This is a genomic window from Pyxidicoccus sp. MSG2, from assembly GCF_026626705.1.
Classification (GTDB): domain Bacteria; phylum Myxococcota; class Myxococcia; order Myxococcales; family Myxococcaceae; genus Myxococcus.
Map to the genome: position 1 here is coordinate 5,090,653 of NZ_JAPNKC010000001.1, position 17,841 is coordinate 5,108,493.

Consider the following 17,841-nt stretch of genomic DNA (forward strand, 5'->3'; position numbering starts at 1 on the left):
TTCCCTCGGGAATCCCTACCCGTCACAGCGCGCCCGGAGCATGGCCGCGCGATTGCACAAGGTGCCCGCCAGCAGAGCCGGGAGGAGCCGCCATGCCCCGTATCGCGAGCACCGAAATCATCGTCCCCAAGTCCCTGTCCCTGGAGGCCCGGGCGCGCCTGACGGACGCGCTGTACGCCGTCCACCAGCAGATCTTCGACGGCGTGGAGCGGGAGTCGTTCGCGAAGTACGTGGTGGAGTCCAAGGCGGAGCAGACCTGGATTCAGGTCCACAAGAACGAGGCGGGCGACATCGTCGGCTACTTCGCGATGCACGTCTTCGAGAAGCCGCTCAACGGCGTGACGACGGCGGTGTTCCGCGCGGAAGCGGGCTCGCTGCGGGCGTACCGGGGGGCGAACACCAACACGCGCTTCGGGCTGTCGCTGGTGCTCAAGTACATGCTGCGGCACCCGGGCCGGCCCGCGTACTACATGGGCTCGCTGGTGCACCCGTCGAGCTACGCGCTGTTCGCCAAGTACTGCGGCGAGGTGTGGCCGCGCCGCGAGCAGCCGGTGCCGCCGCAGCTGCTGGCCTTCATGGACGGGCTGGCCACGGAGTTCGGCCTGGAGAAGGTGGACGCGGCCAACCCGCTGCTGCGCGAGGTGGGCTGGCGCACGCGCGAGTCCGAGGTGGAGCGGGACTACTGGCGCCAGTGCGACAAGCCGGCCGCGCGCTACTTCATGGAGGCCAACCCCGGCTACGTGAACGGGCACGGGCTGGTGACGCTGGTGCCGGCGACGGCGGCCAACATCCTGAGCGTGCTGAGCGTGCTGGTCGGCCGCTCGCTGCGCAAGCCGATGGACGCGCTGCGGGCCCTGGCGCGGCGGCTGCCCGGCGGCGCGAAGCTGCGGCGCTCGGAGGTGGTGCGGCAGCTGAGGGCGTCCCCGCTGTTCGCGCGCTTCGGCACGCAGGCGCTGGAGTCGCTGGCCGCGAGCGCGCAGGTGATGGAGCTGCCCGCGGGCCGCTACGTGTTCCGCAAGGGTGACGCGAGCGACGAGCTGTACCTGCTGGCGCGGGGCGCGGCCTACGTGCTGGCGGAGAACGGCGGGGGCGAGGAGGGGGTGGTGAACCAGCTCGGCAGCGGGACGGTGTTCGGGGAGATTGCGATGCTGGGGGGCGAGCGGCGCTCGGCCTCGGTGCGCACGGCGGCGGCGTCCACGCTGGTGCGGATTCCGCGCGCGGCGCTGCTGCCGCTGCTGGCGGCGGACGCGGGGCTGCGGCGCAGCGTGTGGGGCACCTTCGCGGAGCGGCGCTTCGACGACCTGGTGCGGGGGATGGACCGCTACGCGAAGCTGGGCCGCAAGGCGCGGCTTGGCTGGCTGCAGCGCGGCGAGCAGGTGGAGCTGGCGCCGCGGCAGGAGCGGCTGCTGGAGCCGGGCTCGTACCTGTTGGTGCTGGCGGGCGCGGTGGAGCTGACGCACGCGGCGCCGAGGATGACGGCGCGGGGCACGATGCTGCTGGAGGTGGAGCGCCCGCTGCGCGTGGTGGCGCAGGAGAGCACGCAGCTCGTCGTCCTCCCCCGCCTCGCGTCGCCGGAGCTGCTCCTCGCGGTGGAGACGAGCCTCCCGCAGGCCCTGCCCCTGCCGCGCGTCGTCCTGGAGCAGCCCCGCGCGGCGGCGTGACCCCTCACGCCCACAACCGCCGAGCCACCACCTCGTCCAGGTTCCGCGAGTGGAAGAACATCTCGAAGTCACTGCCCCGCACGTCCGCCGGCAGGCACGCACCCAAGGGAATCCCCCGCACCCGCTCCGGCACCCCACGGGCCCCACGCACCGCGCCCTCCAGTGCTCGCAAGTAGTGCCGCGCCGAGCCCAGCGTCCTCGGTGACACCACCCCGCCGTGCCCCTGGATGACGCGCGAGCGTCCCCGCGCCTCCGAGCGCCCCAGCGCCGCGTCGATGGCCTCCGGCACCCCGTACGCGATGTACGCCATGTGCCCCACCGCCGTGTCCGCGGAGAACAGCAGGTCCAGCGAGGGCACATCGATGTTCAACGTGCTCGCCGTGTGCCCCGCATTCGGGAACACCTCCAGCGCATACCGCCCCCACCGCAGGTGCATCGGCCCACCGAGCCGCAATTCCGGCGCCCGGAAGAACCGCGACTCCTCCTCCGAGCGGAACCGCTCCGCCTGGAACGTCTCCTCGAAGCGCTCGTGCGCAATCACCAGCGCCTCGGGGAACTCCTGGAGCGCCGCCAGGTGGTCACTGAACCCGTGCGTGCACACCGCCAGCCGCACCCGGGCATTCAACTCCTCATGGACGAAGCGCCGCAGCGCCAGCGCGTCCGCCCGGCTGCCGAGCGCATCCACCATCAGCACGTCGCGCCCATCCAGGAACAGGGTGGCATTGGAGGCATACGTCTCCCCGATGACGACCAGGACATCCGGGGCCAGGGACTGCGTCTTCAGGCTCATGCAGGGCACCTCGAAGCGAGGGAACGCGTCACTTATCCCCAACCTACCCACATGCATCCAGCGCATCGTCCGCATGAATCCATGACAGAATCGAATGGATGGTCCTGGACGTCAGACACCTGCGACTCGTGGCGGCGGTGGTGGACACCGGCTCCGTGACGGCGGCCGCCCGCGTGCTGCACCTGTCGCAGCCCGCGCTGAGCCACCAGCTCCGCGACGTGGAGGAGCGCCTCGGCGCCGAGCTCTTCCAGCGACAGGGCCGCCGCATGGTCCTCACCGGCCCCGGCAAGCGCGTGCTGGAGGCCGCGCGCAAGGTCGTCGCCGAGGTGGACGCCGCCGAGGCCGAGGTCTCCCGCCTCTCCCAGGAGTCACGCGGCCTCTTGCGCCTCGCCACCGAGTGCTACACCGCCTACCACTGGCTGCCCTCGGTACTGCGGCGCTTCTCCGCGAAGCACTCCGGCGTCGAGGTCCGCATCGCCGTGGACGCCACGCGCCGTCCCGTGGAAGCGCTGCTCGCGGGAGAGCTGGACCTGGGCATCGTCAGCGAGCCCGTCCGCCACCGCCGCCTCACCGGCGCCCCGCTCTTCGAGGACGAATTGGTCGCCGTCATGGCCCCGGACCATCCGCTGGCGAAGAAGCGCGTGCTGCACGCGGAGGACTTCGCCCGCGAGCACGTGCTGCTCTACAGCATCCCCCTCACGCACAGCACCCTCTTCCAGCAGGTGCTGGTGCCCGCGGGTGTCACTCCGGCGCGCGTGTCCCGCGTGGAGCTGACGGAGGCCATGGTGGAGATGACGAAGGCCGGGCTCGGCGTGGCGGTGCTCGCGCGCTGGGCCATCGCTCCGGAATTGGCGCGAGGCACGCTCGCCGCGGTGCGGGTGACGCGGCAGGGCCTGCGCCGCCACTGGCACGCGGCCTGGCCGCGCACGGTGCGTCCCGCGCCGTACCTCACCGCCTTCGTGGACCTGCTCGCGAAGGCCGGGCCGCCGGGGCCCTGAGGCATCAACTCCTCTTCCCTCCCGCGCGCACGGCTGTGGCACACTGCGCGCGCCATCCGACTCCTACTCTCCATCCTCTTCTGGTCGTTCCTGGTGCTCTCCAGCACGGTGCTCTTCGTGGGGGCCGTGCTCATCTGGCTCGTCACGCTTCCGTTCGACCGGGACGGGCGGGTGTTGCACCTGTATTCGTGTTTCTGGGCGCAGCTCTACTTCTACGTGAATCCGCTGTGGCGCCTGCGCGTGGACGGCCGCGAGCGCCTGCCCTGGCGCGGGCCCGCGGTGCTGGTGTCCAACCACGAGTCGCTCGGCGACATCCTCGTCCTCTTCGGCCTCTACCGCCCCTTCAAGTGGGTCTCCAAGGCGGAGAACTTCCGGCTGCCCCTCATCGGCTGGAACATGCGCCTCAACCGCTACGTCCCGCTGATTCGCGGGGACAGGGTGAGCATCGCGAAGATGATGCGCGGCTGTGAGTACTGGCTGTCGCGCGGCGTGCCCATCCTCATGTTCCCGGAGGGCACGCGCTCCTTCGACGGGCAGGTGAAGCCCTTCAAGGACGGCGCCTTCGTGCTGGCCATGAAGATGAAGTGTCCCATCATCCCCGTGGTCCTCACCGGCACCGCGCGCACGCTGCCCAAGCACGGCTGGGTGCTGGACACCCAGTCCCACTGCCACGTGCAGGTCATGCCTCCGGTGGACCCGTGCGCCTTCCCCGACGTGCCCACCCTGCGCGAACACGTCCGGGACCTCATCATCGCGGAGAAGGCCCGGCTGGAGTCGGGAGTGTCCGCTCCCTCGCAGGCGTAGCCTGCTCGCCTGGCGACCCGGTGCCACCGGGCCTGCTACCGTAGGCCCTCCGGGAGGGCGCCATGCGGAAGCCGTCGGCGGTGGTCATCGCACTCGGCGTGCTCGCGCTGGGCGTCGCCGTGGCGCTGCTCCAGTTCCGCGGTGGCACCGCGACGGAAGTGCCCGCCCCCACCGTCACGCGCCCCACGTCCCGCACGCTCCCCGGCCCCAGCGTCCCCACCCCGCCGCCGCGCGGCGCGCTGTCCCTGCGCGGGCGCGTCGTGGACAGGGAGGGCCAGCCCGTCGCGGGCGTCCAGGTCTCCGCCACCCAGGCGCTGCCCGGCGAGTCGCTGTCCCGGCTTCCCTGTGACGAGGAGTCCCCCGAGCTGTCGCTGACCTCTCCCGACTGCGGCAGCGAGTCCAGCGCGCTCGTCCTGGACCTCATCGCCGAGGAGCGCGGCGGCGCGCCCATCCTCGCGCGGGGGACCACGGCGGCGGACGGCACCTTCCAGCTCGATGCGCTGCCCGAGGGCACCGTGGCCCTCTGGGCGCTCGGCCCGCGCGGCTCCGCCATGGAGCCCGAGGTGGCGACGGGCCGCGACGACGTGGTGCTGGCGCTGGACGAAGGGCTCTCGCTCGCGGGCCGCGTCGTGGCCGAGTCCGGCGCACCGCTGTCCGGCACGAAGGTGACGCTCTTCCACCAGGCGCACTCGCGCTACTTCACCGCCACCACCGGCGCCGACGGCCGCTTCTCCTTCGGCCCGCTGCCCGACGGCGACTATGGCCTCGTCGCATCCAGCCCCGGCCTGATGCCGGCCTATGTGCCGGACACGGCCTACGAGGAACTGGACCCCCTCGTCCTCCACCCGCCCCGGCAGCTCACCGGCCGGGTGCTGCTCGCGAACGGCACGCCGGCCCCCGGCGCCGAGGTGCGCGTCCCCGCGGCATCGCTCGTCGGGGTGACAGACGGTGAGGGCCGCTTCGCCTTCGGGCCGCTCGCGCCCGGCGACTACGACGTGCTCGCGGAGCGCGACGGTCAGCACGGCTTCGCCAGCGTGAGCCTCTCCGAGGGGGGCCCCGACGCGGAGGCCACGGTGCACCTGGGCACGCTCGTCTTCGCCGAAGGTGTGGTGCTGGACGAGGCCGGGCAGCCCATCTCCGACGCGTCCGTCACCGCGCACTCGGAGGCGAAGGCCCCCCCATTCGGAGAAGCCACCACCGGGCCGGATGGCCGCTTCCGCCTGGGCCCCATTGCCCCGGGCACGCACACCTTCGGCGTGGATGCGGAGGGCTACCGCGAGCTGGAGACGCAGGGCGTGCAGGTGTCCACGTCCCCGTCGCCCCTGTCCTTCACCCTCCAGCGCGCCCACGTCCTCGCCGGCATCGTCACCGACACGGAGGGCCGCCCGCTGGAGGACATCGAGGTGGAGGCAATGCGCCCCGCGGCCCGCGCTCCCCGCCTGCTCCACCACGGCATCCCCATTCCCAGGGAGGAGAGCGCGAAAGACACCGGGCCCGATGACGACGTGGAGCTCTCGGGCGAGTCGTCCAGCGTGTTCACCGACGAGGAGGGTGGCTTCCTCATCGAGCTGCCCGAGCCGGGGCGCTACACCCTCACCGCCAGCGGCGACAGCTTCCTTCCGGCGCGCATGGAGGTGGACGCGCCGGCCTCCGGCCTCCAGCTGCGGCTGCGCGGCGGCGGCACGCTGGAGGGCGCGGTGACGGACGCCCGCGGCAAGCCGCTCGAGCAGGTCGAGCTGACCGTGCAGCTCGGCCCGGACGCCCAGGGCCGGGTGCTGGAGACGACGAGCGAGGAGCGGGGCCGCTTCACCCTCGGCGGGCTGCCTCCCGGCACCTACGTGTTGCATGCGTCGCTGGACATGGGCGCGTTCGTCCACAGGGCCTCGCGCACCGTGTCCGTCCGGGGCACGGAGACAGTGGAGGCGTCGCTGCGGATGGACACGGGGAAGTCCGTGTCGGGCGTCGTCGTGGACGAGCAGGGCCGCCCCATGCCGGACGCCGAGGTGGAGGCGTACACCGTGCGCGAGCAGTCCGAGGACGACGAGGGCTACTCGCCCTCCACCGCGAAGACGGGCCCGGACGGGCGCTTCACCGTGCACCACCTGCCAGAGGGCCCGTGCGTGCTGAGGGCGGAGAAGCCGGGCTACATCTTCCAGGAGCCCGCGACGGAAGAATCCCCGCTGCGGCCGGGCGTCGTGTCTCGCGCGGGCGAAACGGACGCGCGGCTGGTGCTGCGCTACCAGGGCTATGTCGTCGGACGCGTGGTGCACCGGGACGGCACGCCCGTCGTGCGCTTCACCGTCAACCAGGAGGACTTCCGCAGCCCCGACGGCGCCTTCCGCCTCGCCATGGAGCGCTCGGGCGCGTTCCAACTGCACTTCGACGCGCCCGGCCTCACCCTGGCCGTGCGCGAGGTGGACGTTCCGCCCGGCAGGGATTTGGACCTGGGCGACGTGCGGCTGGAGCCGGGGCGCCATGTGCGCGGCCGCGTGCTGGACGCGCAGACGTCCCAGCCTCTCGCCGCAGTGGTGGTCCGGGTGGTGTTCCCGGGTGATGAGACGGGGATGGGCCAGCGCGAGTCCCTCGTCATGGAGACCACCGCCGCGGACGGCACCTTCACGCTGCCACTGCTGGAGGCGCGTCCCCTGGAGCTGGTCCTGTCGCGCGAGGGCTATCCGCACCAGCGCCAACACGTTGGAGCGGATGACGAGCTACTGGAGGTGCGCCTCTACCCCGGAGCGAGGGTGGAGGGCACCCTGACGGACGCCGAGGGCCGCCCCGTGGACACGGGCGTCATGCTGGTGCCCCTGGGCGCGCAAGACGGCAACCCGGTGGAGCTCGTGGCCAACGGCTCCACCTTCTCGGCCCAGGTCTCCCGGGGCCGCTTCCACCTGGACGCCCTGCCCCCCGGGGACTACGGGGTGCACGCCTTCGCGAAGGAGACCGCGGAGGGACGCCAGATGGAGTTCCTTCCCCAGCGCGTGCGCCTGCCCCCCGGGGGGCGCGTGACGGTGGCCCTCACGGAGCGGGCGGGGAGCGCCTCCCTCCAGCTGCGCTTGCGGGTGGACGCGCAGGAGCGCATGCAGCGGCGGCTGAGCTACCGGCTCGTCCCCGGCACCGTGCCCCCCACGACCACCCGCCTGGAGCTGCGCTCCCTGGTGTACCTCACCATCCCGCGCACGGGCTTCGGCCCGGACGGCGCTCTCTTCTACGAGCGCCTCCCCTCCGGGCACTACACCTTCCTCCTCCTCAGCCAGCTCAAGCCCGAGCAGTCCGAAATCCACCGCGAGGAGCTGGACGTGTCCGAGGGGGAGAGCCTCGTCCGGGACGTGGCTCCCGTGTGGCGGCCGGTAGCGATAGAATCGCAACCATGAGCAACAAACCCAAGCTCGCGGACACCCAGGAGCTGGAGCTGGACTGGGGTGGCCGCGAGCAGCGCTCGCCGTCGCCCTCGGGGGACGTCGCCACGGCGGACGCCGCGCTCCTCGCGGAGGTGCCGGTCGGGGAGCCGGGCAAGGGGCCACCGGGAGACCCGCGCTACATGAGCCACGAGCTGCGCATGCAGCTTGCGGGCATGTTCGAGGCCCCCGAGCTGCGCATGCGGCAGATGCGCGAGCTGGCGGAAATCCTCATCGGCTGGGAGTCGAAGAACCGCTACGAGGTCTGCGACCCGACGGGCCGGCCGGCGGTGTACGTGGGCGAGACGGGGAGCGGCTGGGGCTCGGCGCTGGTGCGCAACTTCTGGCCCTTCTACAAGGCGCGGCTGGAGTGCATGACGCTGGGCGGCACGGTGGCGCTCGCGATAGAGCGGCCGTGGAGCTTCCTCTTCTCCCGGGCGAACGTGGAGGCGTGGGACGGGCGGCCGCTGGCCACCATCCAGCAGCGCTTCACCTTCTTCGGCCGGCGCTTCGACGTGGTGACGCCGGGCGGCGCCGTCATCGCCACGGTGGAGGGACCGCTGTTCCGGCCCTGGACGTTCCGCATCCTCCAGCGCGGCGTGGAGGTGGCCGTCGTCCGCAAGCGGTGGAGCGGCCTGCTGCAGGAGACCTTCACCGACGCGGACACCTTCACCCTGGAGTTCAAGCCGGACTGCGCCGACGCCCGGCTGCGGCAGATGGTGCTGGCCGTGGCGCTCCTGGTGGACCTGACGTACTTCGACAACCGCAGCCGCAAGTCCAGCTTCGGCGCCGGCTTCGACATCTTCGATTTCTGGAAGTGAGGGTGAGGCACGCCCCCGGAAGGCTGTGCTAAGTCCCCAGGATTATGTCCACGAGCGATGCGCTGAGCGCAGCAGACCTCGAGCGGCTGGTCCGGGCCGAAGCGCCCGACCTGGCCGAGGCCGTCATTGCCTTCCTCGGCCAGCCCGAGAAGGCCTCCGAGACGCCACTGCCGAAGGATGCCTTCACCTTCGACAAGCTGCTCCAGTCGCTGCAGCAGGCGCAGGCGCGCTACAACTCGGAGGGCCGGCGCACCGCCTCCACCGAGGCGTGGCAGCGCTTCAACTCCCAGAAGGACGTGCCCCGCCCGCCCCGGCTCGCCCTGGCGGACCTGCTCGTCGGCCTCTACGACAAGGGCACCGAGGCCTCGCGCGCCGCGCTGATGGAGCTCATCCGCCGCGCGGACCTGCGCTTCGGCCTGTGGGGCGGCTTCAAGCGCATCTACAAGCTGGCCGAGGCCCGCCACGACGCGGAAATCTTCGGCATCCTCGCCTGGCGCTTCGACGTGGAGCGCGGCCGGGGCGGCTACAACCGCGAAGTCTCGGGCGGCACCCTCACCTACCTGCGCCGCCGCGCGTGGCGCTACCTGCGCCACCTGGGCGCCGCCGTGCCGGAGCTGTACCCGCAGTTCGCCGTGGAAGTCCTCCGCCACTACGAGCAGGACACCTCCTGGTACGCCGTCTGGGTGGCCCACCACACCTGGGCGCACGGCACCAACAACTACACGGCCACGTCCTTCTCCATCCAGCCGCCCGCGGACATGGTGAAGCACCGCGCCTTCCCGGACGCGTGGAAGCGCTCGCCGGACGCGCTGATGCGCCTCTTGGACACCTGCCAGTCGGACCCCGCCGCACGCTTCGCCATCCAGGGCCTGCGCAAGGACTTCCCGGAGGTGCTGCGCAAGGTGACGCCCGCGTGGCTGGACAGGCTCGCGCGCCGGCCGCTCGCCAGCGCCCACGACTTCCTCGTGGAGACGCTGCAGGGCTCACCCGAGTTCCACCAGGGCCGCCTGCGCGCGCTCGGCCTGCACGAGGCGGTGCTCGCGCTGCTCATGTCGCCCAGCGACAAGGCCCGCGCGTATGCGATTGAGTACGCCCGCGCCCACGCGCAGGACTTGCCCGCCGAGCGGCTCGCGGAACTGGTGGCCCAGGGCGCCAATGACGTGAAGGCCTTCGCCGCCGCCACGCTGGAGAAGCGCAACCCGCGCGAGCTGGGCGTGGAACTGCTGGGCCGGCTGCTCGTGTCCAAGCCGACGAATGCCTTCGCGGCGAAGTCGCTGGAGCAGTCCTTCGACCGCGCCGAGCTGTCCCACGGCTTCCTGCGCGACCTGTACCTGGGCGCCAGCGAGCAGCTCAACTGGGTGAAGGGCTACGTCGCGTCCAAGTACCCCGGCACCGAGCTGCCCGTGGCCTTCTGGAAGGAGCTGCTGGAGGACCCGCGCCTGGAGAAGAAGCCGCACCCGGTGGAGGGGCTGGCGGTGAAGGCGCTCGGCGCGTACCCGCCCTCGGCCATCGGCCCGGAGTGGCTGCTGGACAAGGCGTCGCACCCGCGCATCAGCGGTACGGTGAGCAACTGGCTCACGCGCGCGGACAGCCTGCCCGGGCTGGACGTGGAGCGGGTGAAGGGGCTCGTCTTCAGCCGGAAGCACCGCGACGTGGCGCTGGCCCTGCTGGGCAACCGCAAGCTGTTCAGCGCGCGCCAGCTCACCGTGCCCTGGCTGCTGGCGCTGGCCCGGCGCGCGGACCCGCAGCTGCACGGCTTCGCGCACCGCTACCTGCTGGAGAACGTGGCGCCGGCGGACTTCAGCGACTCGGGCGACGCGGCCGCGGGCCTGGAGCGCCTGTTCGAGCTGGCGCTGGGTGCGAAGCAGCCGGTGCAGGTGCGCGGCTTCGCGCAGACGTACCTGCGCTGCCACCACCCCGTCATCGGCCCGGAGCAGCCGGAGTCGAAGTCGTACGAGCTGAAGCCGCGCGCGCCGCGCAAGGCGTACACGCCGGAGAAGCTGTGGCCCGCGCTGTTCGACGCGCGCGACGACGTGCGCCGCTTCGCCCTGGCGATTACCCGCGCGGAGCTGCGCGCCTGGGGCTGGCACACGCGCGTGTACGAGCTGGCCGAAGCCGAGGCGAAGGAGGTCCGCAACCTGGCCTATGACGCCCTCTTGAAGGCGGGCGAGGAGGGCGCGGACTCGCGGCACGTGCTGCACCCGGAGGAGCTGGACCCGGTGAAGGTCTTCTCCCTCTCGGAGAGCGCCAAGCGCAGCACGCGCGAGGTGGCGGTGGAGCTCATCCGCCGGCACTACGCGCGGCTGGGCGGCGCGGAGCGGCTCGCGTGGCTGATGCAGAGCGCGGACCGCGAGGTGGGCCTGTTCGCCGTGCGGCTGCTCTGGGAGAAGCACCGCCCCACGCACCTGCCGGAGGGCTGGAAGCCCGCGGGCGCGAAGGAGGCTCCCGTGGGCCCCACCGAGCGCTTCCCCAACGTGGAGGCACTGCGCACCTTCCTGCGGAAGATGCTCTTCGGCCTCCCGCCGGGCCGCGCCAAGGAAGCACGCGAGGGCGAGGTGCAGAAGCGCCTGTCCGCCAGCGTGGCCAAGCGCCGCGTCATCGAGCTGGTGCGCGACCTCGGGCTGGAGGACGAGGCCTTCGCCCGCGTGGTGGCGCCAGTGCTGGGCGAGTTCACCGGCTCGGTGGCCAAGGGTGAGTGGCAGAGCTGCCTCGCGTCGCTGGTGCAGCTGCGGGCGGCACATCCGCAAGCGCAGCTGGGTGGACTCTGAGACGAGGGGGCCCGCGGTGAGCGGGCCTCCCTTCGTCACCTGATAAGCATCCCTGGCGGGTGACACCGACGGGCGGCCCGTGCGCCTGCCCGCGTGCGGCTACGCTGGCCTCGCATGCTGCTCGAAGAACTGCTGAACGACTTCCCCCGCGAGCGCTTCCTGCGCGAGCACTATCAACGCAAGCCCTTCTCCGGACGGGCCGCGGCGGAGCGCCTGCGCGAGCTGGGCACCTGGAGCGTCGTCGACGAGCTCGTCGAGAAAACGGAGTGCGACCTGCTCCTCGCGCGGCAGGGCGTGCCCTACACCGGCGAGCGCCCCTCCACCGCGAAGCAGGCCCGCGAGCTGTTCGCGCAGGGCTACACGCTGGTGCTCCGCCAGCCGGACCAGCACCACGCCGGGCTGGCGCAGCTCGCGCGCACCTTCAGCGCGGAGCTGCACGGCCGCATCAACCTGCACCTCTACTGCACGCCCGCCGGCCACCACGGCTTCGGCTGGCACTGCGACCCGGAGGAGGTCTTCATCCTCCAGACCGCCGGCCGCAAGGACTACCTCCTCCGGGAGAACACGCTCCACCCCGTGCCGCTCCCCGACGCACTGCCGAGCGGCGCGCTGGCCGCGCAGGAGACGACGCCCGTGGAGACGCGCACCCTGGACGCCGGGGACTTCATCTACATCCCCGCCGGCCACTGGCACATGGCCCAGGCCCCCGAGGACGCGCTCTCCATCTCCATCGGCCTGCTGGCCCCCACGCTGCTGGACGTGCTGGACGCCGTGCGCGCCAACCTCGCCAGCAACCCCGTGTGGCGGCGGCGCCTGCCCGCGCTCGGGTACGCGTCCGACCTGGATGACATGAAGAAGGTGGAGGTCCTCCGCGCCCTCTTCACCGGGCTGGGTGGCGAGCTGCAGCGCGCCCTGTCCGACCCGGGACTCCCGCTGCGGTTCCTCGCGCAGACGGCGCGCTTCTACCTGCGCTCGGCGGGACTCCGGGGCGACCGGCGCTGAGGCCGACCGTATCGCACAGTGTGCGCAATCCCGGCGCTCTCATCCCATTTGCAGTTTCCACAACATCAAAGAACTCCCCGGAAACTTCAAAACGGCTCACACCCATAATCCCAGTGGCACAAGGTGCGTGCCGCCGAGGTGTCCCGTGAAGATTGCCGGACCGCGTCACAATCCCGCCCCGTCGCCGAAGTCCTCCAAGACGTCGGAGCCCGCGGACCGCGAGGTGCGCATCGACATCTCGGGGCTCGACCCGAACCAGCGGGACGGGATTGGCCGGTCGATGCGGACCGGGAGCTCGCACTCGGACAACACCCAGATGGTCTGCCAGAAGGTGAAGCCGGACGGCTTCGACCCGGCCGGCAAGCTGCGCGGGCGCCTCAACCCCGACGTGTTCAAGCCCGGGAGTGGCTCCGAGGGCCCCAGGGGGCCGGTGTGTCACGCGCAGCGTGGCCCCGGCTCCGGGAGCAGGGACCACGGAGACAACGTCCTGCTGGGCAACGACAGGTCCCCAGGCGGAAACGGCAATGGCGGGTTCAACCCCAAGCCGGGGCGCCCCTGGAACAAGCCGGGCATCTTCGAGCGTCCGGGGACCGTGCCGCCGGGGAAGTGGCACCCCATCAAGCCGGGCGGGAGCAGCGCCGACAACATCTTCAAGGGCCCCTTCCCGGAGCAGGGCTCGTCACTCAGGCCGCCCTCGTTGCCCATCCGCCGCCTGGTGGAGTTGCTGTCCCAGTGGCTCGACGCGGGACGCGGGCACACCGACAACGTCCTCATCCGGGACGAGGCCTCCCGGCGGCGCGGGTAGGGACACGCCCGTCACGCACCCCTGGCGGCTCCCCGGGCCACGGGGGAGACCCGTGGCGGGCTCCGGAGGTAGCCTCCGCGACTGATGGGGAGCATCGAGCGCTTCGGGACGTACCGCATCCTCCGCGAGCTGGGCGCGGGAGGCATGGGACGCGTGTCCCTCGCGGAGCGCGCGGACCTGGAAGGCCCCGTCGTCGTCAAGCGCATCAACGCCGAGCTGGCGGCGGACGCGCGCTTCCGCCGGCGCCTGCTGCGCGAGGCGGAGGTGGCCGCGGACCTGCAGCACCCCAACGTCGTCCGGGTGCTCGACACGGGCGTCATCGACGACCAAGTCTACCTGGCCATGGAGTACGTGCCGGGCTCCACCCTCGCCGGAGTCCTGGCCGCCAGCCGCCCCGAACCGCTGCCGCTCGTGCCCGTGCTGCACGCGGTGGCGCAGGCGTGTGACGGGCTCGCGTACGTGCACGCGTTCGCCGAGCCGCGCACGGGGAAGTGGATGGAATTGGTCCACCGCGACGTGTCGCTGGACAACCTGCTGGTGTCGTACTCGGGCGAGGTGAAGCTCGCGGACTTCGGCATCGTGAAGACGGCGGACGGCACGCAGACCACGTCCGGCGTCATCATGGGCAAGCTGGGGTACATGTCGCCGGAGCAGCTCCGCGACGAGACGCTGGATGCGCGCAGTGACGTGTACTCGCTGGGGGTGTGCCTCTTCGAATTGGTGGCCGGCAAGCGCCCGCTGCCCACGCACCGGGCGCGCTCGGTGATGGAGGCGGTGCTGTACGACGCGCCTCCGTCGCTGGAGCAGTTCCGGCAGGACGCGCCGCAGCAGCTCGTGGCGTTGGTGGCGCGGATGCTCGCCAAGGAGCGCAAGGCGCGACCCGGCTCCTGCGCGGAGGTGGCGAAGGAGCTGCGCGCGGTGCTCGCCGGACGGCAGGAGTCGCCGCTGTTCTCCTCGCGGCTGTTGGATGCACCGCCCCGGAACCGCGCACGGCTCGCGCCGGCCGAGCTCGAGACGGAGGTGGAGAACCTGTCCGCCACGAAGCCCCAGCGCCTGCAAGGGCCCAGGGTGGAGCCTGTTGCTCCCCGCGGGCCGGCGCCCACTCCGGGTGCTGAGGCGCTCAGCCCGGCACCATCGCCTGGAGCAGGTGCGCGCAAGCCCACGCCCGCGCCTGGAGTCGGTGCACGCGTGCCGACGCCGATGCCCGAAGCCGGTGCGCACAAGCCCGCGCCGATGCCCGAAGCCGCTCCGCGCAAGCCCGCGCCCGAAGCCAGTGCGCGCAAGCCGGTGCCGATGCCCGAAGCCGCTCCTGCCCACTCCCCCGAGGCCCGCGCGCCTCACCGCCCGACGCCGCCGCCGACTCCCGAAGACCCGGTGTTCTCCGTCCCCACGCGCGCACCCTCCGCGCCCACCGAGGCCGAGCACTCCGTCTTCTCCGTCCCCACGCGCGTGCCGTCCGCCTCGCTGCACTCGCGGCCCACGCGCGTGTCGGCGCCGAGGCCCGAGGCCCCCGAGGAAGAAGCACAGCAGTCCACGCGCCTGCTGACCCCGCCCCGCCAGCGACCTCGGCTGCGGTGGGTGGCCCTGGGAGGGCTCGCACTGCTCGGCGCCGCCGCATACTGGTGGTGGACCTGATTCACGACGCGGGAAGACGTGTCCCCATCGGACGGTGGACTCGCGAAACAGGCGCGGAGCCGGAGCCGTGGGGAATACGCATGGGCCCGTGGCAGTCTTGCGCGCCATGCGACTCCCCCACGCAGTAACGCTGGCCCTCGCGGCCCTCGCGGCGCTCACGGCCCCCGCCGCGCAGCCCGCCTCCCCCACCCTGCCCCCGGGCTACTGGCCCGAGGAGAAGGTGGCGGAGATTCTCGCCAAGACGGAGGAGGTCCGGCTCGCTCCCGACCTCTCGCGCCTCACCCCTGACGAACAGGCGGCGGTGAAGGACCTGCTCGAGGTCGGCCAGCTTCTCCAGGGCATCTACGAGGCCTCGCGCCACCATCAGGCGCTCGCGTCGTACGCGCGCCTGCAGGCACTGGACAAGAAGCTGGGCAGCCCGAAGCGCACGCAAGAGTTGCTCACGCTCTACCGCCTGTACCAGGGCCCCATCGCCAGCACGCTGACCAACGCGCGCGAGCCCTTCCTGCCCGTGGACCCGCAGGTGCCCGCGCGCAACGTCTACCCGCCGGACGCCACGCGCGCGGAGGTGGACGCCTTCCTCGCCGCGCACCCCGAGCAGCGCGACACGCTGATGGACGAGCTCACCGTGGTCCGCCGCGCCACCGCGGACAACCTGCGCCAGGACCTGAAGGTGCTCCAGACGTACCCCGTGCTGGACACGCTGCAGCCCGGGCTGCGCGAGAGCCTCCAGACCCGCGCGAAGCGGCCGGATGCGAAGAGCCTGTACGCGGTGCCGTACTCGGTGGCCTACGGGCCTGAGTTGATGAAGGCGTACGGGCTGCTCATGCGCGCGGCGGGGCGGCTGGATGCGAGCGACGCGGAACTGGCGCGCTACCTGCGCAACCGCGCGCGGGACTTCCTCAGCAATGACTACGAGAGCGGCGACGCGGCGTGGGTGACGGGGCGCTTCAAGCACCTCAACGTGCAGCTCGGCCCGTACGAGACGTACGACGACGCGCTCTACGGCGTGAAGGCCTTCCACAGCGTGTCCGTGCTGCTGCTGAACGAGCAGGCGACGACGGAGCTCCGCAAGCGGATGAATGGCCTGCAAGGCATGGAGGACGCGCTGCCGTACCCCGCGAAGAAGCGCATCCGCGAGGACATCCCGGTGGGCGTGTACGAGGTGGTGGCGGACTTCGGCCAGGCGCGCGGCACCAACACCGCGACGATTCTGCCCAATGACCCGCTGTACTCGCGCCGCTACGGCCGCACCATCCTGCTGCGCGAGAACATCATGAAGAACCCGGACCTCTTCGCCGCGGACGAGCGCATCTGGCGCACCGCCACGGCGGACGCGCACGCGAAGGACCTGACCTCCGAGGGCAACTTCCAGCGCACGCTCTGGCACGAGGTGGGGCACTACCTGGGCCCGGACCGAGACGCGAAGGGCCGCACGCTGGACGTGGCGCTGGAGGACTACGCGGACGCGATGGAGGAGATGAAGGCGGACCTCGTCAGCCTCTTCGCGCTGCACTCCTTCCAGAAGAGCGGCGCGCTGGATGCCGCCAGCCTGCGCGCGGTGCAGGCCTCCGGCATCCGCCGCACGCTGCAGAACGTGCGCCCGCGCGAGGACCAGCCCTACCAGCGCATGCAGTTGGTGCAGTTCAACTGGTTCCTGGAGCACGGCCTGATTCGCGCGGACCCGAAGACGGCGCGCCTCACCATCCAGTACGACAAGTACCTGGACACCGTCAGCTCGCTGCTCAAGGAGGTCATCACGCTCCAGCACACGGGCGACAAGGCGGCGACGGCGAAGTTCTTCGAGCGCTGGAGCACGTGGACGCCCGAATTGCACGACGTGCTCGCCGCCCGCATCCGCGAGGCCCAGGGCGCGCGCTTCCGCGTGGTGCGCTACGGAGCGCTCGGCGAGTAGTGACGGAGGAAGCGCTGGAGCTCCGCCGACTGGAACCGCGCCTCCGGGCGTGAGGCCAGTTGGCGGAGCAGCGCGTGGACCTGGTCGATGAAGGGCCGGTACGGGTCGGACTCCACGCCAGCAAGCGACCAGCGGCGGAAGCCGTAGCGCCCGCCGCGCAGGTAGAGCTCATCCGCGTACTCATGGTTGATGTCGCGGAGGAAGAACCACACGTCTCCGCTGTGCGGGGCCAGCGCGCGCAGGGTCCCGAGCACGTCCCTGTCGTAGCGGCCGGGGACGCGGTCCCCGTACTGGGACACCTCGATGCGGAAGGGAGGCTCGGGCTTCCGCGCATCGAAGAGGCGGACGCGGCCGACGGGGTCATGCAGGGTGAAGAACGGGTCGCTGTCGAACTCGTACGGCTCGGGGCAGTACGCGCCTAGCGGGAGGGCGGCGCCGCTGTCACCCGGCTCGGGTGAGACCTCCATGATGTTCCAGAGCTGCATGCGCTCGGACAACTCCGCCGGCAGCACCGGCAGCGTGGGGCGCGGTGGGGCCACGAAGGGCTGGAAGAGCGGGTCGAGGGTGAGGACGTTCCACAGCTCCGGCCACTCGCGGGTGGAGATTCCCAGCGCGTCCTCCACGGTGTCTCGCACCGGGCTTCCACTCCGGACCGCGAGCACCGCCGTCCACAGCGCCACCGGAGGCTCATGGGGAAGGTAGCGCGGGCCCACGTCGACGTCCGGCACCGGTGCCTGCTTGCGGTCCTCCTCGAAGAGCCAGTTGGACTCCGCCCACCGCGCGGCACGGGCCGCGTCCAGCGGTGGCGGCCGGGCGTCGAACCTCGCGGCGAGCAGCCAGTCGAAGGCGTCCGACGGCGGCAGCACCACCGGCTCCCAGCCTCTCAGCTTCGACAGCCAGGACGTCTCGAAGGCGAGCAGCGGATCCTCGCTCCGGTTCCAGGCGTCGACGAGGACGCGGCGGGCCTCGATGTCTCGTCCGAGGTGGCAGAGACACACGGCGCGGCGTACCGCCAGCTCCCGCGCGGAAAGCCCGGGGCCCGCGCCTTCGATGAGGCCGAGCACACGCTCGTACCGGCGGAACGAGAACAGCACATCGAGCAGCTCGAAGTCCTTCTCGTCCCGCAGCGCCGACAGCGCCACGACGTCCTTCGCCCAGGAGCGATAGATGGACAGGGACAACGGCCAGAGCACGCGCCGACGCGACCTGCGGAGCCAGGCGCGATTGTCGAAGAGGTCCATCCC

Annotated in this window: 12 protein-coding genes; 10 read left to right on the plus strand and 2 right to left on the minus strand. The window is 71.9% G+C overall.

Translation table 11 applies throughout. The annotated features are described in order from the left end of the window. Positions 1-92: 92 nt before the first annotated feature. Complete coding sequence (locus OV427_RS19765) at positions 93-1,661, plus strand: cyclic nucleotide-binding domain-containing protein (RefSeq protein ID WP_267857679.1); 1,569 nt, start codon at positions 93-95, stop codon at positions 1,659-1,661. Between the two features lie 4 nt (positions 1,662-1,665). Here OV427_RS19765 and OV427_RS19770 read toward each other — a convergent pair whose 3' ends face one another. Beyond that, positions 1,666-2,451 (minus strand): MBL fold metallo-hydrolase, encoded by a 786-nt coding sequence (locus OV427_RS19770; RefSeq protein WP_267857680.1) that lies wholly within the window; start codon positions 2,449-2,451, stop codon positions 1,666-1,668. Between the two features lie 98 nt (positions 2,452-2,549). Here OV427_RS19770 and OV427_RS19775 point away from each other — a divergent pair, with 98 nt between their 5' ends. The 9 genes from OV427_RS19775 to OV427_RS19815 all read left to right on the plus strand — a co-directional run bounded on the left by OV427_RS19775 (position 2,550) and on the right by OV427_RS19815 (position 16,597). Then, complete coding sequence (locus OV427_RS19775; RefSeq protein ID WP_267857681.1) at positions 2,550-3,449, plus strand: LysR family transcriptional regulator; 900 nt, start codon at positions 2,550-2,552, stop codon at positions 3,447-3,449. A gap of 93 nt (positions 3,450-3,542) precedes the next feature. Beyond that, on the plus strand, positions 3,543-4,253 hold the full coding sequence (locus OV427_RS19780; protein WP_267857682.1) for a lysophospholipid acyltransferase family protein: 711 nt from the start codon (positions 3,543-3,545) through the stop codon (positions 4,251-4,253). A gap of 62 nt (positions 4,254-4,315) precedes the next feature. After that, the gene (locus tag OV427_RS19785) at positions 4,316-7,627 is read left to right on the plus strand and encodes a carboxypeptidase regulatory-like domain-containing protein (RefSeq protein WP_267857683.1); all 3,312 of its coding nucleotides are present in this window, start codon (positions 4,316-4,318) and stop codon (positions 7,625-7,627) included. Continuing rightward, positions 7,624-8,472, plus strand: coding sequence for a phospholipid scramblase-related protein (locus OV427_RS19790; protein ID WP_267857684.1), 849 nt, complete (start codon positions 7,624-7,626; stop codon positions 8,470-8,472). Before OV427_RS19785 ends, OV427_RS19790 begins: the two co-directional genes overlap by 4 nt. A 44-nt stretch (positions 8,473-8,516) precedes the next feature. Next, positions 8,517-11,240 carry a hypothetical protein gene (locus tag OV427_RS19795; protein WP_267857685.1) on the plus strand — a complete coding sequence of 908 codons (2,724 nt, stop codon included), beginning with the start codon at positions 8,517-8,519 and terminating at the stop codon, positions 11,238-11,240. A gap of 114 nt (positions 11,241-11,354) precedes the next feature. Next, entirely contained in the window at positions 11,355-12,242 is an 888-nt protein-coding gene (locus tag OV427_RS19800; RefSeq protein ID WP_267857686.1) for a cupin domain-containing protein, read from the plus strand. Between the two features lie 145 nt (positions 12,243-12,387). After that, positions 12,388-13,047 (plus strand): hypothetical protein, encoded by a 660-nt coding sequence (locus tag OV427_RS19805; RefSeq protein ID WP_267857687.1) that lies wholly within the window; start codon positions 12,388-12,390, stop codon positions 13,045-13,047. A gap of 84 nt (positions 13,048-13,131) precedes the next feature. Further along, on the plus strand, positions 13,132-14,682 hold the full coding sequence (locus OV427_RS19810; RefSeq protein ID WP_267857688.1) for a serine/threonine-protein kinase: 1,551 nt from the start codon (positions 13,132-13,134) through the stop codon (positions 14,680-14,682). Positions 14,683-14,788: 106 nt separating this feature from the next. Then, entirely contained in the window at positions 14,789-16,597 is a 1,809-nt protein-coding gene (locus OV427_RS19815) for an NUDIX hydrolase (RefSeq protein WP_267857689.1), read from the plus strand. On the opposite strand, the gene OV427_RS19820 is transcribed toward OV427_RS19815, so the two are convergent. Then, positions 16,576-17,838, minus strand: coding sequence for a hypothetical protein (locus OV427_RS19820; protein WP_267857690.1), 1,263 nt, complete (start codon positions 17,836-17,838; stop codon positions 16,576-16,578). The two genes, OV427_RS19815 and OV427_RS19820, sit on opposite strands and share 22 nt — an antisense overlap. Positions 17,839-17,841: the final 3 nt, after the last annotated feature.